This window comes from Paracoccus fistulariae (assembly GCF_028553785.1).
GTDB lineage: Bacteria > Pseudomonadota > Alphaproteobacteria > Rhodobacterales > Rhodobacteraceae > Paracoccus > Paracoccus fistulariae.
Genome location: NZ_CP067136.1, coordinates 1,665,268 through 1,678,231 on the forward strand (window position 1 = coordinate 1,665,268; position 12,964 = coordinate 1,678,231).

12 protein-coding genes and 1 pseudogene are annotated in these 12,964 nt (G+C 63.4%); 6 read left to right on the forward strand and 7 right to left on the reverse strand.

Annotation, left to right across the window (positions count from 1 at the left end; translation table 11 throughout):
• Nucleotides 1-17 precede the first annotated feature (17 nt).
• Complete coding sequence (locus JHX87_RS08190) at nucleotides 18-1,181, reverse strand: Gfo/Idh/MocA family protein (RefSeq protein WP_271885710.1); 1,164 nt, start codon at nucleotides 1,179-1,181, stop codon at nucleotides 18-20.
• Between the two features lie 109 nt (nucleotides 1,182-1,290).
• On the opposite strand from JHX87_RS08190, the gene JHX87_RS08195 reads away from it, so the two are divergent.
• Nucleotides 1,291-1,626, forward strand: coding sequence for a hypothetical protein (locus tag JHX87_RS08195; RefSeq protein WP_271885708.1), 336 nt, complete (start codon nucleotides 1,291-1,293; stop codon nucleotides 1,624-1,626).
• Nucleotides 1,627-2,087: 461 nt separating this feature from the next.
• Here JHX87_RS08195 and JHX87_RS08200 read toward each other — a convergent pair whose 3' ends face one another.
• A complete protein-coding gene (locus JHX87_RS08200) occupies nucleotides 2,088-2,528 on the reverse strand; it encodes a MerR family transcriptional regulator (protein WP_271885706.1) in 441 nt (146 codons plus the stop codon).
• 88 nt (nucleotides 2,529-2,616) lie between these two features.
• On the opposite strand from JHX87_RS08200, the gene JHX87_RS08205 reads away from it, so the two are divergent.
• A complete protein-coding gene (locus JHX87_RS08205) occupies nucleotides 2,617-4,899 on the forward strand; it encodes a heavy metal translocating P-type ATPase (RefSeq protein ID WP_271885704.1) in 2,283 nt (760 codons plus the stop codon).
• A gap of 346 nt (nucleotides 4,900-5,245) precedes the next feature.
• Here JHX87_RS08205 and arsJ read toward each other — a convergent pair whose 3' ends face one another.
• From arsJ to JHX87_RS08230, 5 genes and pseudogenes are all read right to left on the reverse strand, one after another.
• A complete protein-coding gene (gene arsJ, locus JHX87_RS08210; RefSeq protein WP_272833929.1) occupies nucleotides 5,246-6,433 on the reverse strand; it encodes an organoarsenical effux MFS transporter ArsJ in 1,188 nt (395 codons plus the stop codon).
• Between the two features lie 68 nt (nucleotides 6,434-6,501).
• Complete coding sequence (locus JHX87_RS08215; protein WP_271885699.1) at nucleotides 6,502-7,509, reverse strand: ArsJ-associated glyceraldehyde-3-phosphate dehydrogenase; 1,008 nt, start codon at nucleotides 7,507-7,509, stop codon at nucleotides 6,502-6,504.
• 4 nt (nucleotides 7,510-7,513) lie between these two features.
• Nucleotides 7,514-8,353, reverse strand: a complete 840-nt coding sequence (locus tag JHX87_RS08220; RefSeq protein ID WP_271885697.1) for a metalloregulator ArsR/SmtB family transcription factor — start codon at nucleotides 8,351-8,353, stop codon at nucleotides 7,514-7,516.
• A 128-nt stretch (nucleotides 8,354-8,481) separates the two neighbouring features.
• A pseudogene (locus tag JHX87_RS08225) lies at nucleotides 8,482-8,610 on the reverse strand (arsenical resistance protein ArsH); the annotation flags it as partial.
• Nucleotides 8,611-8,851: 241 nt separating this feature from the next.
• Entirely contained in the window at nucleotides 8,852-11,215 is a 2,364-nt protein-coding gene (locus tag JHX87_RS08230) for a heavy metal translocating P-type ATPase (protein WP_271885695.1), read from the reverse strand.
• A gap of 100 nt (nucleotides 11,216-11,315) precedes the next feature.
• Here JHX87_RS08230 and JHX87_RS08235 point away from each other — a divergent pair, with 100 nt between their 5' ends.
• The 4 genes from JHX87_RS08235 (at nucleotide 11,316) to JHX87_RS08250 (ending at nucleotide 12,953) form a co-directional block, all read left to right on the forward strand.
• Complete coding sequence (locus JHX87_RS08235; protein ID WP_036702648.1) at nucleotides 11,316-11,597, forward strand: metal-sensitive transcriptional regulator; 282 nt, start codon at nucleotides 11,316-11,318, stop codon at nucleotides 11,595-11,597.
• Nucleotides 11,597-11,920, forward strand: coding sequence for a hypothetical protein (locus tag JHX87_RS08240; protein ID WP_136650133.1), 324 nt, complete (start codon nucleotides 11,597-11,599; stop codon nucleotides 11,918-11,920). The genes JHX87_RS08235 and JHX87_RS08240 overlap by 1 nt, the downstream gene beginning before the upstream one ends.
• 94 nt (nucleotides 11,921-12,014) lie before the next feature.
• Entirely contained in the window at nucleotides 12,015-12,494 is a 480-nt protein-coding gene (locus JHX87_RS08245) for a DUF411 domain-containing protein (RefSeq protein ID WP_271885690.1), read from the forward strand.
• A 3-nt stretch (nucleotides 12,495-12,497) separates the two neighbouring features.
• The gene (locus JHX87_RS08250) at nucleotides 12,498-12,953 is read left to right on the forward strand and encodes a c-type cytochrome (protein WP_271885688.1); all 456 of its coding nucleotides are present in this window, start codon (nucleotides 12,498-12,500) and stop codon (nucleotides 12,951-12,953) included.
• Nucleotides 12,954-12,964: the final 11 nt, after the last annotated feature.

Here is a 12,964-nt window from a genome sequence, read left to right on the forward strand (position 1 = left end):
TCTTATCACGACACCCCTCAATCCTCAAACGCCACCTTTACCGGTTCGTTCACAACACTAGCCCTCTGGATCGCGTCCAGCACCTGCGCCGCGCGATAGCCATCCTCGATGGAACCGTTCTCCAGCGGCTTGCCCTCAGCAATCGCACCTAGGAATTCGTGGATCAGATAGCCGAAGACCTCGGCATAACCGATCGCGGCAAGGTCATGCGGCACCGGTGCCAAATCGCCGATAGAAGGAGAGGATGGGCGGTTCGGCACGCGCATGAAGTTCGACGGCTGGCCGGGCGCGAACAGCGCAAGTTCATAGAAGGAGGGCATCTCGGTCGTGAAACGCGCCGTGCCCCTGGTTCCATGCACCTCGACCGCCAGCCGGTTACCCGACCCCACCGCGACCCGGCTCGCCGAGACAAAGCCCTGTGCGCCATTCGCGAAACGCACCAGCCCGGACATCACATCGTCGTTGTCGACGGTGGCCGTTTCATCCGACAGTTCCACATGGCCATGCCCGGTCGTCGTGCCCAAAGGTAGATGCCGCTGCGGCACAGAGATGGTCGAGACCGCACCCACGACCTCGGCCACATCGCCGAACATGAAGCGCGCCATATCGACCGCATGAGTGCCCAGGTCCAGCAGCGCGCCCGGTCCGGCCTTGTCGAATTCGTACCGCCAGGAATGCGGCAGCATCGGATCGGCGGCGTAGTCGCATTGAAACAGGACCGAGATCTGGACCGGCGCGCCCAGGTCGCCCGCTTCGATCCGCGCCCGGATATCGGCCAGAGCCGGAATGCGGCGATAGTTGAAGACGGTCCCCGACACGCAAGCTGCCGTGCGCGCTGCATCCCGAACCGGCCGCGCCTGATCCGCCGACAGCGCCAGCGGTTTTTCGCACAGCACATGCTTACCCGCCGCCAGCGCGGCCTGTGTCACCTCGGTGTGCAGAAAATTCGGCAGACAGACCGAAACGACATGAATATCGGAATCGGAGATCACCTGCTTCCAATCGCTCGCAACCGCCTTGAACCCGTATTTCTGCGCCAGATCGCCGGCCATCTCGGCATTTGTGTCGCAAACGATGGCAAGCGGCATGTCCCCGAACCTGTGGGCAAATTGCCGATAGGCATTGGCATGTGCCCCACCGATCATTCCCGCACCGATGATCGCGATTCCCTTTTGCGCCATGAGCAGCCCTCCCCGCGCTGAAACTGTTGCGCTCAGATTAGGGCCATCCGCCGGCTGGGGCGCCGTGCTCGCTGATGGATTTGCATCACCGCAGGGTTCGGATTATCCGGTGACCGATTTCGCCATCGGTTTCAAAGGGCGAAAGCGCCTGAGCCTGTCCGGTTTCAATCGCGCGTTCGATTGCCAGCATGATACGAATATCGGCCAACCCTTCTGCCAGGCCGGTCTCGGGCCGCTTCCGGCTCAGGATACAATCCGAGAAATACGCGGTCATTCCGGCAAACTGATCGACAGCCGGAAAGTCTATCCGTTCCACCAGACCGTTCCGACGCATGATCAGCCGGTTCGGCGTCTCGAAGCGAAACCCGGGATCGACCTGAAGGCTGCCCATTGTGCCCGTCACCTCGCACCCGCCTTGTCAAACGTTGATGTGGCGTTGACGTAAAATCGCGCTTGTGGTGTCTGACTATTTCTGTCGGCATATAAGTATTTGACATACATGGATTATTGTTGTTGCGGGGCTCGATTTGGACATTGTTTCGTAATGTCGAAGCTTGCTCGAACGACCGCATGAACTGCCTCATCTACGACCTTCGGGTTATGAGCCGATCCGGGCTGAAAATTGGAAATCAAACGATTTCAGCAACTTACAAGACAACCGTTTGATTTATTGCGATTTCCATTCCGGCGTTCGACCGCATTGAGCGGCTTTAGACAGCACAAGCTGCGCGAAAACTGCAGCCAAGGGTTGAGGTGGCGTTGAGGTGAGCAATTTTCAGTACCATCCATTTCGCTAGATGATCACGCAAAACGTGGTCCCGCACGAACGCAGCGACGAAAGTGCACGTTTGACTTGACAGAATTTCGTTCGGCTCACCGCCGATATGCCAATCGATCTGGCTGAGATCAGGTTGTCGCCCCGAGGTCAGGGTAACGATGATCGGTCGCGCAAAGCGAATGGTCGCCCAATGCTTCGATGACGCGGCAGTCCGCTATTTTACCGCCCGCGCATTGCGTCAGAATCCGCTGCAGTTCGACCTTGAGCGCGCCCAGCCGCGCAAGACGACTTTCAACCTCGGCCAATTGCGCGACAACGATTGCATCGGCCGCCGCGCAGGGCTGGCCGGGCTGGTCTGACAGGCTGAGGAGGTCACGGATCGCCTCGAGCGTGAAACCCAGATCGCGCGCGTGCCGGATGAAAGCCAGCCGTTCCAGCGCCTTTTGGCTGTAGAGCCGCTGGTTTTCGGCACTGCGTTCGGCCTCGGGCAAAAGGCCGATCTGCTCGTAATAACGGATCGTCGGCACCTTCACGCCTGTTGACGCCCCCAGTTTTCCAATCGTCAGCATCAGATTCCTCTTGAAGCTCTAGTTGCTAGAGACATTAGGTTCGCGAATCAATGAAGGCAATTCCCCGATCCGGGGCGAGGATAGTGACATGACAACGACAGATCCCAACAGCGGAACGGCCTGCGACTGGACTGTTTCCGGCATGGATTGCGGATCCTGCGCGGCCAAGATCAAGGATGCCGTGACACGTCTGCCAGGCGTCAGCGGCGTTGAAATCGGCATCATGTCGGAACGGCTGCGACTAACGCTGGACGAAACGCAGACCGGCCGCGACAGAGTCGAAAAGGTGGTGAAATCGCTTGGCTATGGAATCACGCCGCGTGCGGCAGGGGCGAAGAAGGACTTCGTCATGCCCGTCATGAGCGATTCGTCGGCAGATGGTCATGATCAGAATCATGCCGACCATAGCCATGACCGCAGTGGCACCACCGCAGTGGCGCGGGACGACAGCGGTCATGGCAGCCCAGGCCATGTGCATGACGACCCCGCCGACCGCGGCAAGCGATGGTATCAGACCAGCAAGGGCAAGCTGGTGATCTTCACGGCGATCCTGCTGGGCTCTGCCTGGATCATCGAATTGCTGGCGCCGCAGATCGGCAAATGGGCTTTTGTCGCGGCCTGCCTGATCGGCGTGGCCCCGATTGCGAAACGCGCCTTTGCGGCCCTGCGTCTGGGCCAGCCCTTCACCATCGAAAGCCTGATGACGGTCGCGGCCATTGGCGCCTTGTTCATCGATGCTGCGGAAGAGGCGGCGTTGGTCGTGTTCCTGTTCGCGGTCGGCGAGGTGCTGGAGGGTGTGGCCGCCGGCAAGGCGCGCGATGGCATCCGGGCACTGGCCAATCTGGTGCCCAAGACTGCGCTTCTGCTGGTGAATGGTACAGCGCAGGAAGTACCGGCATCAAGCCTTGCCGTCGGGCAGATGGTGCTTGTCCGTCCGGGCGACCGCATCCCGGCAGATGGCGAGATCGCCGAGGGCACTTCGGGCGTGGATGACAGCCCGGTGACCGGCGAAAGCGTTCCCGTCACCAAGGGTCCGGGCGATCCGGTCTTCGCCGGCTCGATCAATACCGAGGCCGCGCTGCGCGTGACCGTCACCAAGGCCGCCGAGGATAACACCATCGCCCGCATCATCCGGCTGGTGGAAGAGGCCGAGGTCGCGCGCGCGCCGACCGAACGCTTCATCGACCGCTTCAGCCGCTGGTATATGCCCGCCATCGTCACCGTCGCGGCTCTGGTGGTTCTGCTGCCGCCGCTGGCCTTCGGTCAACCCTGGGACACCTGGATCTATCGCGGACTGGCGCTGCTGCTGATCGGCTGCCCCTGCGCTCTGGTCATCTCGGTGCCGGCCTCGATCGCTTCTGCGCTGTCCACGGGCGCCCGGCGCGGGATGCTGATGAAGGGCGGTGCGGTGATCGAGGCGGCGGCCAATGTGTCCCGCGTCGCCTTCGACAAGACCGGCACCCTGACCCATGGGCGCCCGGTGGTGACGGATGTTGTCACCTTCGGCGCGACGACCGAGGCCGAGCTGCTGGCCGTGGCGGCGGGGGTCGAAACCGGATCAAGCCATCCGCTGGCCGTCGCCATCCTGACCAAGGCCGACCAGGCAGGCATCGAAGCGCTGCCGTCACGCGATGCGAAAGCACTGCTGGGCAAAGGCGTGGTCGCAACGGTGGGTGACGCCTCGGCATGGGTCAGCTCGCCGCGCTATGCGCTGGAAAATGGCGGGATCGACCCGTCTGACCTGCAACTGGCCACGGCCTTAGAGGAAGATGGCAAGACCGCCGTCGCCGTCTTCCGCGAAAAGACCCCGCTCGGCCTGATCGCCATGCGCGATGAGCCAAGACAGGATGCGGCCGAGGCGGTTCGCCAATTGACCGCGATGGGCGTGAGTTCGGTGATCCTGACCGGGGACAATCCGCGCACGGCGGCAGCAATCGCTGGCGGGCTGGGCATGGAGTTTCGGGCCGACATGATGCCCGAAGACAAGCTAACCGCGATCCGTGAAATGGGCGAGCAAGGCGGCGTGATGATGATCGGGGACGGCATCAACGACGCTCCGGCCCTGAAGCAGGCCAGCATCGGTGTCGCGATGGGATCGGGCACGGATGTGGCACTGGAGACGGCCGATGCCGCGATCCTGCGCGACCGGGTGACCGACATCCCCGCACTGATCCGCCTTGCCCACACGGCCATGGGAAATATCCGCCAGAACATCACCATCGCGCTTGGGCTGAAGGCGGTGTTTCTTGTGACCTCGGTTCTGGGGATTACCGGTCTGTGGATCGCCATCATGGCCGATACCGGGGCGACGGTTCTGGTCACGCTGAACGCTTTGCGCCTGTTGCGCTTCGATCCCGAGCGCGAGGCGTGACGCCGTGATTTCCGCTTTCGGTTGGGCGGCGCTGACCCTGCTTTCCGCCTATCTCATGCTTTTCTTTTCCGGCAATGCCATGGCGGCGCAAGCGGCCGGTCGGCCGGTCTGGCTGTTCTCGTGGGCGAAACGGCGCGACTGTTATGCCGCGCTCGGCTTTCGGGCTGGTTGGCGCTGTTCGACGCCTCAGAGTGCGGGCAGAGACTCGGCTCGCTCAAGACCCCGGCTCGACTGTTGCAGGCCGCCGCCCCGCTGATCTTCGGGATGGCGCTTTCGGTCTGGGGGCTCGGGGCGCTATATGTGACCGCCGGGATTGGCGCGCTGGCCACGCGCGCGCTCCTGGCAATCAGACGGCCCTGAGGCGGCGGGCGGCCAGCCAGCTGGCAAGCGCCATCGCCCCGGAGGTGGCAAGGCAGAGCGGCAGGCCTCCAAGCTGAAAACTGACGCCCGAGAGTAAAGTCCCGATCAGGCGGCCGGCGGCATTGGCCATATAGTAGAACCCCACGTCGCGGGTGATCCGCTCGGCCGATCCGAAGGCGAGAATCAGGTAGGAATGCACGGAGGAGTTCACCGCGAAGATAAAGCCGAACACCAGAAGTCCCACGACCAGCAGAATCGTCAGCCAAGGGGCGGGCCCGCCCGCAACCCATGCGGCTAGGGCAAGCACAAAGGGCACCGGCACCAGCAGCCCGGACCAGAAGACCGCCTTGTTGACCGTCTCAGCCTCGGGCTGCCCTTTGCCCCCCAGAAGGCGCGGTGCGAAACCCTGCACCACGCCATAGGCGATGATCCAGAGCGCCATGAAGCCGCCGACAAGGAAGAAGGCCTCGCGCCGGCCCTCGGCCGTGCCGTCAGACAGCACCGCCTGGAAATAGACCGGGATGCCCACGACGAACCACACATCGCGCGCGCCGAACAGGAACATGCGGGCCAGCGACAGACGGTTCACGCGGATGTCCTTGGACCGCCAGCCGGACCAGCTCTCGTCGGATTTCATCCGCCCGGGCAGACCCGCAGGCAGAAACAGCACAACGGCAATCAGGATCACCGCCAGAACCGCCGCCATGCTCCACACCGCCGTCTCGAACCCGGCAAGGCCAAGCAGCGCCGCACCCAGGAAGAAGCCGAAACCCTTGACGGCATTCTTCGATCCGGTCAGCGCCGCGACCCAGCGGAACAGCCCTCCGTCCTCGGTCGGGGCCAGCAGTTTCACCGCAGATTTCGACGACATCTTGGCCAGATCCTTGGCCACGCCCGAGACGCCCTGCACCGCCATGACGAAGGCGACCGAGGCCGCGATCGACCAGGCCGGGTCAAGCTGCGCCAGGGCGACCAGCGCCCCGATCTGCAGCGACAGCCCGCCGTAAAGCGTCGCCGCCAAGCCGAACCGCGCCGCCAGCCAGCCTGCGGCAAGGTTGGTCACGATGCCCGCGACCTCATAAAGCAGGAACAGCCAGGCCAGTTGCACGGGCGAAAAGCCAAGCGCGTTGAAATGCAACAGCACCAGCATCCGCAGCGCGCCATCCGACAGCATGAAGGCCCAATAGGCCGCCGTCACCGCCGCATAGGCGCGCAAGGGGTTCGCAGAGGCAGTCACGTCGCTCACATCGTCCCCGCGACCATGCGGGCGATATCGGCCAGTCGGCAGGAATAGCCCCATTCGTTGTCATACCAGGCGTAGATTTTCACCTGCGTGTCATTGATCACCATGGTCGACGGCCCGTCGATGATGGACGAGCGAGGATCATTGGTGAAATCGCAGGACACCAGCGGCCGCGTCTCGAACCCCAGAATGCCCTTCAGCGGCCCTTCGGCGGCGGTTTTGAACAGGGCGTTGACCTCTTCGGCGGTGGTTTCGCGCTCAACCTCGAACACGCAGTCGGTCAGTGACGCGTTCAGCAGCGGCACGCGCACGGCATGGCCGTTCAGGCGACCTTTCAGCTCGGGATAGATCAGCGTGATCGCGGTGGCCGAACCTGTGGTTGTCGGGATCAGGTTCATCAGGGCGGACCGCGCGCGGCGCATGTCCTTGGCGGGGCGGTCGACGATGGTCTGGGTGTTGGTCACGTCGTGGATCGTGGTGATCGAGCCATGCCTGATCCCAAGGTTCTCGTGGATCACCTTGACCACCGGCGCGAGGCAGTTCGTCGTGCAGGAGGCCGCCGTCACAAGGTTCTGCGATCCGTCGTAAAGATCATGGTTGACACCGTAGACAAGGTTCAGCGCCCCGCCGTCCTTGACCGGGGCAGAGACGACGACCTTCTTCACCCCGGCGGCATAATAAGGCGCGACCTTGGCCGCTGTCTTGAAGACGCCTGTGCAATCGATCACCAGATCGACACCAAGCTCTGCCAGCGGCAAAGCCTCGATGGTCTTCTCATGGGTCAGCCTGATGCGTTTTCCGTTCAACTCCAGCGCACCCTCGGCGGCGGCAACCGGCGTGCGCCAGCGACCATGGACCGAATCGAACTCCATCAGCAACGCGTGCTGTTCGGCGTCGCCGACAGGATCGTTCAGCAGGACGATGTCGCCACCTGCGCCTGTATCGATAAGGTCGCGCAAGACAAGTTTGCCGATCCGGCCAAGGCCGTTGAGGGCGATACGGGGCATGATCTCAGTCTTTCTTGAGGGCTTCGGTGTCGATGGCGTCGACGCGGTTTTGCAGCGATAGCCGGTTAAGGCTTGCGAAGGGCAAGGAAATGAACGTTTCGATCCTGCGACGCAGCGCACCATAGGTCTGGGCGAAGACCAGTGCCTTTTCGGCGTCGGTACCCATGGCTTTGACCGGGTCTGGCAGGCCCCAATGGCCGGTAATCGGCTGGCCGGGCCATGGCGGGCATTCCTCGGCGGCGGATGTGTCGCAAACTGTAAAGACGAAATCCATGACGATGGAGTCAGGCTGCTGGAACTCGGACACATGCTTGGATCGCAAGCTTGAGGTGTCATGGCCATTTCGCTCAAGCACCTCCAGCGCGAAGGGATTCAGCGCAGTATTGGGGCGGGTGCCGGCCGAAAAGGCCTGAAACTTCCCTTTGCCAAGATCGCGCAACAGGGCCTCGGCAAAGATCGAGCGGGCGGAATTTCCTGAACAGATGAAGAGCACGTCGAAGTCGATATCGTCCATGGCGGGATCCTTCTGAGCCGACAGGGAGGGAGAAATGAGGTCAGGTCGGGCGCGGCCTACGTCTAGCGCGAGATAGTCGATCAGCGCCTCGGTGAGTTGGCGGTTCGCGGAGTAGAAGAGTGACCGCCCTCGCCGTTCGACACTCGCGAGCCCTGCCGACGCAAGGTCCGAGAGATGGTGCGACAGCGTATTGGCCTTCAGACCTAGCGCCTCGGCAATCTCGGTCGGGCGCACGCCACGAGGCGCAAAGCGCATCAGCAGCCTGAAGACGGCGAGGCGGTCAGGGTGACCGAGGGTGGCGAATGCATGGGCGGCGCTGTTTCTTTCCATAATTCCGGAATACAGGAATTAACAATGCTGTCCAGTGAAGTTTTTATGACGCAGCCTGATCGGGCCACTCCATCCATTCGCGCAGGCTCACCCCTGCGGACTTCTGCGTCCACCGGTCGCAGTGTGCACTAGGTCGAGGCCGAGAGATTGACCCGCCGCGTCAGGGCCTCCGCGCTTTCCTTGCGCTCGGAGAAGCGATCAACAGGATAGTCAGCCCGGTCGCGGGTCAGCAGGGTGAACTTCATCAACTCCTCCAGCCACAGCGGCAGGCGAACGGGATGGCGGCCAGTACCGGGATCAAGTCCCCTCAGGTGAGGCGGGAACGGCTTCAATGCAATCGGCGCCGCCCAAATCGAGCGCGACACATGAACTCAACGGGGAGGGGGAAACCTTGGTCAAAGGCCAAGTATTGCAACTATATCGAGCATAGGCGCCACTGATGGTGGGAGTTTCAGATCTTCGCAATGCTGTCTTTGCAATGTTACATGGCCTGCTGTGTCACAGATCGACCCGTTTCAGCCGTAGCGCGTTGGCGATGACGGACACCGAGGACAGCGACATGGCCGCCGCCGCGATCATCGGCGACAGAAGAAGGCCAAAGATCGGATAGAGCAGCCCCGCCGCCACCGGGATGCCGGCGGCGTTGTAGATGAAGGCGAAGAACAGGTTCTGGCGGATATTGCGCATGGTGGCCACGGCAAGCTTGCGGGCGCGGACGATGCCGGTCAGATCGCCGCCCAGCAGGGTCAGCCCGGCGCTTTCGACCGCCACATCGGCGCCGGTGCCCATTGCGATGCCCACATCCGCCGCCGCAAGGGCTGGCGCATCATTCACCCCGTCGCCCGCCATGGCGACCTTGTCCCCCTTGCCGCGCAGCCCGTCGATCAGGTCCTTCTTACCCTCGGGCAGCATCCCGGCGCGGACCTCGTCGATGCCCAACCGGCTGGCCACGGCCAGCGCCGTGCGTTCATTGTCGCCGGTTGCCATGATCACCTTGATTCCCAGATCATGCAGGTCACGTATCGCCGCCTCGGCCGTTGGCTTGATCGGGTCGGCAACGGCGACAAGCCCCGCCAGCCTGCCATCCAGCGCCACGAACATCGCCGTCTTGCCCTCGCCGCGCAGGCGGTCGGCGGTCTCCTCGCCCGTGTCGCAGTCGATGCCAAGCGACGTCATCAGCGCGTTATTGCCAAGCGCCACATCGCGTCCATCGACCTTGCCAATCACCCCCTTGCCGGTTACGGCCTCGAACTCCTCGCCATTGCCAAGGCTCAGCCCACGCGCCTTGGCACCCTCGACGATTGCCTCGGCCAGCGGGTGTTCGGAGGCGCGTTCCAGCGCGGCGGCGGCGGCCAGCAACTCATCCTCGGGCACATCGCCGAAGCTGGTCACATCGGTCAGTGCAGGCTTGCCTTCGGTCAGCGTGCCGGTCTTGTCGACGATCAGCGTATCGACATCGGCCATCAGTTCCAGCGCCTCGGCATTCTTGACCAGCACGCCGGCCTGCGCGCCGCGTCCCGCTGCCGTGGTGATGGAAATCGGCGTCGCCAGCCCAAGCGCACAGGGACAGGCAATGATCAGCACCGAGACCGCAGATGCGACGGCAAAGACATAGGACGGGCTGGGACCGAAGATCAGCCAGACGACAAAGGCCGCGATGGCGATCACCACCACCGCCGGCACGAAGATTGCCGAGACCCGATCAGCCAGCCCCTGAATCGGCGCCTTGGACCGCCGCGCCCCGGCCACCATCTGGACGATCTGCGACAGAACCGTATCGGCGCCGACATCTGTGGCGCGGATCGCCAGCGTCCCGTTCTTGTTGATCGTGCCGCCGGTCACGCGATCGCCCTGCACCTTCTCGACCGGCACCGGCTCGCCCGTGATCATGCTTTCGTCTAAGGACGACCGCCCCTCGACCACCTCGCCATCCACCGGCACGCTGTCTCCGGGACGCACGCGCAAGAGATCCCCGGCCACGATGTTTTCCAGCGGCGCGTCATATTCGCTGCCATCGGGCAGGATGCGCCGCGCCGTCTTGGGTGCCAGATCCATCAGCGCCCGGATCGCATCGCCGGTGCGTTCCCGCGCCCTGAGTTCCAGAACCTGTCCGACAAAGACCAGGGCAACGATGACCACGGCAGCCTCGTAATAGGTGCCGACCATGCCGCCCATCCGGTATTCTTCGGGAAAGATGCCCGGCAGGAAGGTCGCAAACAGCGAATAGAGATAGGCCGCGCCGACCCCCAGCGAGATCAGCGTCCACATGTTCGGCGAGCGGTTTTTGAAGGAATCCAGCCCGCGCTGAAAGAAGGGCCGCGCCGCCCACAGCACGATGGGCGTAGCCAGCAGGAATTCCAGCCAAGCGGCGGTGCGGTGCCCGATCCAGTCGCGGACCGGAAAGCCCACCATCTCGCCCATGGTCAAGATCAACAGCGGCACGGCGGCGGCCACGCTGACCCAGAGCCGCCGGGTAAAATCGGTCAGTTCATGGCTGGGCTCGTCCGAGGGAATCATCGGCTCCAAGGCCATGCCGCAGATCGGGCAGGCGCCAGGTTCGTCGCGGACGATCTCGGGATGCATCGGGCAGGTCCACTGCGTGCCTGCCGGGGCGGATTTTTCGACCTTGACCGCCGCGCCCGAGGCGTAGAACCACGGATCGCCGTCGAACTTCGACTGGCAACCGTCCGAGCAGAAATAGAAGGTCTGTCCCTCATAGTCGCGCTGGCGTGCCTCGGGCTTGATCGTCACCTGCATGCCGCAAACCGGGTCGATGGCCTTACCGGGATCAGCCTGTGCCGGTGCGCCACCGTGTGTCCCGTGATCGTGATGCCTATGCGAATGATCGTGCTTGTGGTCCATGACTCTCTCCCGGCAGATACCTATAGGGGGTATATCAGACTTGCTCTATACCCCTTGAGGGTATAGCACAAGCTGCAGATGTTGAAGTTCGGAGCCCTCCTTGGCGCATGACAAGCAGAACCGAGACGCGATCCTGAAGCGGCTTTCCCGCCTGAACGGTCAGGTGCAGGGCGTGTCGCGCATGGTCGAGGACGGGCGCTATTGCGTCGATATCCTGAACCAGACCGCCGCCATCCGCTCGGCCCTGCGCGGGGTCGAGCGCCTTTTGATCGAGGATCATGCGCGAAGCTGCATGGAAGACGCGATCCAATCTGGCGATCAGGACCGGCAGAGGGTGATGTTCCGTGAGGTGGTTGAATTGATGGACAAGGTGCGCGACTGATGCGGTTCCTGCTGTCGGCCCTGCTTGCTGTCATGCTGGCGGTGACGATGCCGCTGGCCCTGACCGGCGCCGCAACGGCGGAAGCGTCGCAGACGGCCTCGATAGCCGAAACATCCGTGCCGCCGGCCGCGCATGAATGCTGTACCCCACAGCCGGACTCTCAGCATGGCGACTGCACAGCCTGTGCCGCCATCGGCCATGCCGAAGTCACGCCGAACGCGGCCCGTTTGCCACGCCGCATCCGGCACATTCCCGCGTTGCAGGATATGAAATCCGCCAGGCCGCGTTTGCCGCTGCCCCCTCCGCGACCCGTTGCTCTCTGACGCCGCCTGGCCCGATGGGCCTGCAAGCTGATCAATTGCGCCACGAGAGGGGCGAATGCCCCTACGGCGCGCAATATCCTGAAGGACATCAGATATGAGCAATCCCAATTTCTCGCGTCGCGGGGCGATCCTGGCGGTCGCGGCGATGCTGTCGACAACCTCTACCCTTGCCTTTGCCGCCACCGGCTCGGACGAAAAGCCGAACCTGCTGAGCATCACCAAGGACCCCGGCTGCGGCTGCTGCGGCGCCTGGGCCGATCTGGCCATCGAGGCGGGGTTCGAGGTCGAGACGACCGAAACCGGCGATTATGTCGGCATGAAGCGTGACGCCGCTGTGCCCGAAAACCTGTGGTCCTGCCACACGACCCGGATTGTCGGCTATATCGTCGAGGGCCATGTGCCCTTCGCGGCCATCAGGCAGCTTCTGGAACAGCGCCCCGATATTACCGGAATCGCCGTGCCGGGGATGCCCGCCGGATCGCCGGGAATGGGCGGCGAGGTCGAGGCCACCGCCGAGGTCATCGCCTGGGGCGGCATTGCCGGCGATGGGCGCGCCTTTCCGCTGGACGGGTAGCAGATGACGCGCTACGCACTCATCCTCGTCGCAGCGGCCGGTCTGGCCGCTGCGATCCTGATACTATGGCGCGGCAGCGGGGCCACCGGAACAGCCGCGCAGGATCAGGCCGTGATAACGCTTGGCCAGCGGCTCTACGCCGAAAACTGCGCCAGTTGCCACGGCGCCGATCTGGAAGGCCAGCCGGACTGGCAGACCCCGCTCGCAAATGGCCGCTATCCGGCGCCCCCGCATGACGAGACCGGCCACACCTGGCATCATGCCGACGCGCTGCTGCAACAGATCATCCGTCACGGCACCGCCGCCGTGGTCGGGGATGGCTATGAAAGCGACATGCCCGGTTTCGGCGATGTCATGAGTGACGCCGAAATTGCCGCCGTTCTGGCCTATATCAAATCTACCTGGCCGGAACGCGAGGGCGCAATCCAGAGCCGCATTACCAAGGACAGCGCGCCGTGACACCCCGGCGC

Coding starts and splice junctions, on each gene's coding strand:
- JHX87_RS08220 (WP_271885697.1), bottom strand. CDS start 8,353: ATGGAAAGAAACAGCGCCGCCCATGCATTCGCCACCCTCGGTCACCCT.
- JHX87_RS08240 (WP_136650133.1), top strand. CDS start 11,597: ATGCGGTTCCTGCTGTCGGCCCTGCTTGCTGTCATGCTGGCGGTGACG.
- JHX87_RS08205 (WP_271885704.1), top strand. CDS start 2,617: ATGACAACGACAGATCCCAACAGCGGAACGGCCTGCGACTGGACTGTT.
- JHX87_RS08250 (WP_271885688.1), top strand. CDS start 12,498: ATGACGCGCTACGCACTCATCCTCGTCGCAGCGGCCGGTCTGGCCGCT.
- JHX87_RS08200 (WP_271885706.1), bottom strand. CDS start 2,528: ATGCTGACGATTGGAAAACTGGGGGCGTCAACAGGCGTGAAGGTGCCG.
- JHX87_RS08245 (WP_271885690.1), top strand. CDS start 12,015: ATGAGCAATCCCAATTTCTCGCGTCGCGGGGCGATCCTGGCGGTCGCG.
- arsJ (WP_272833929.1), bottom strand. CDS start 6,433: ATGCTGTCGGATGGCGCGCTGCGGATGCTGGTGCTGTTGCATTTCAAC.
- JHX87_RS08190 (WP_271885710.1), bottom strand. CDS start 1,181: ATGGCGCAAAAGGGAATCGCGATCATCGGTGCGGGAATGATCGGTGGG.
- JHX87_RS08230 (WP_271885695.1), bottom strand. CDS start 11,215: ATGGACCACAAGCACGATCATTCGCATAGGCATCACGATCACGGGACA.
- JHX87_RS08215 (WP_271885699.1), bottom strand. CDS start 7,509: ATGCCCCGTATCGCCCTCAACGGCCTTGGCCGGATCGGCAAACTTGTC.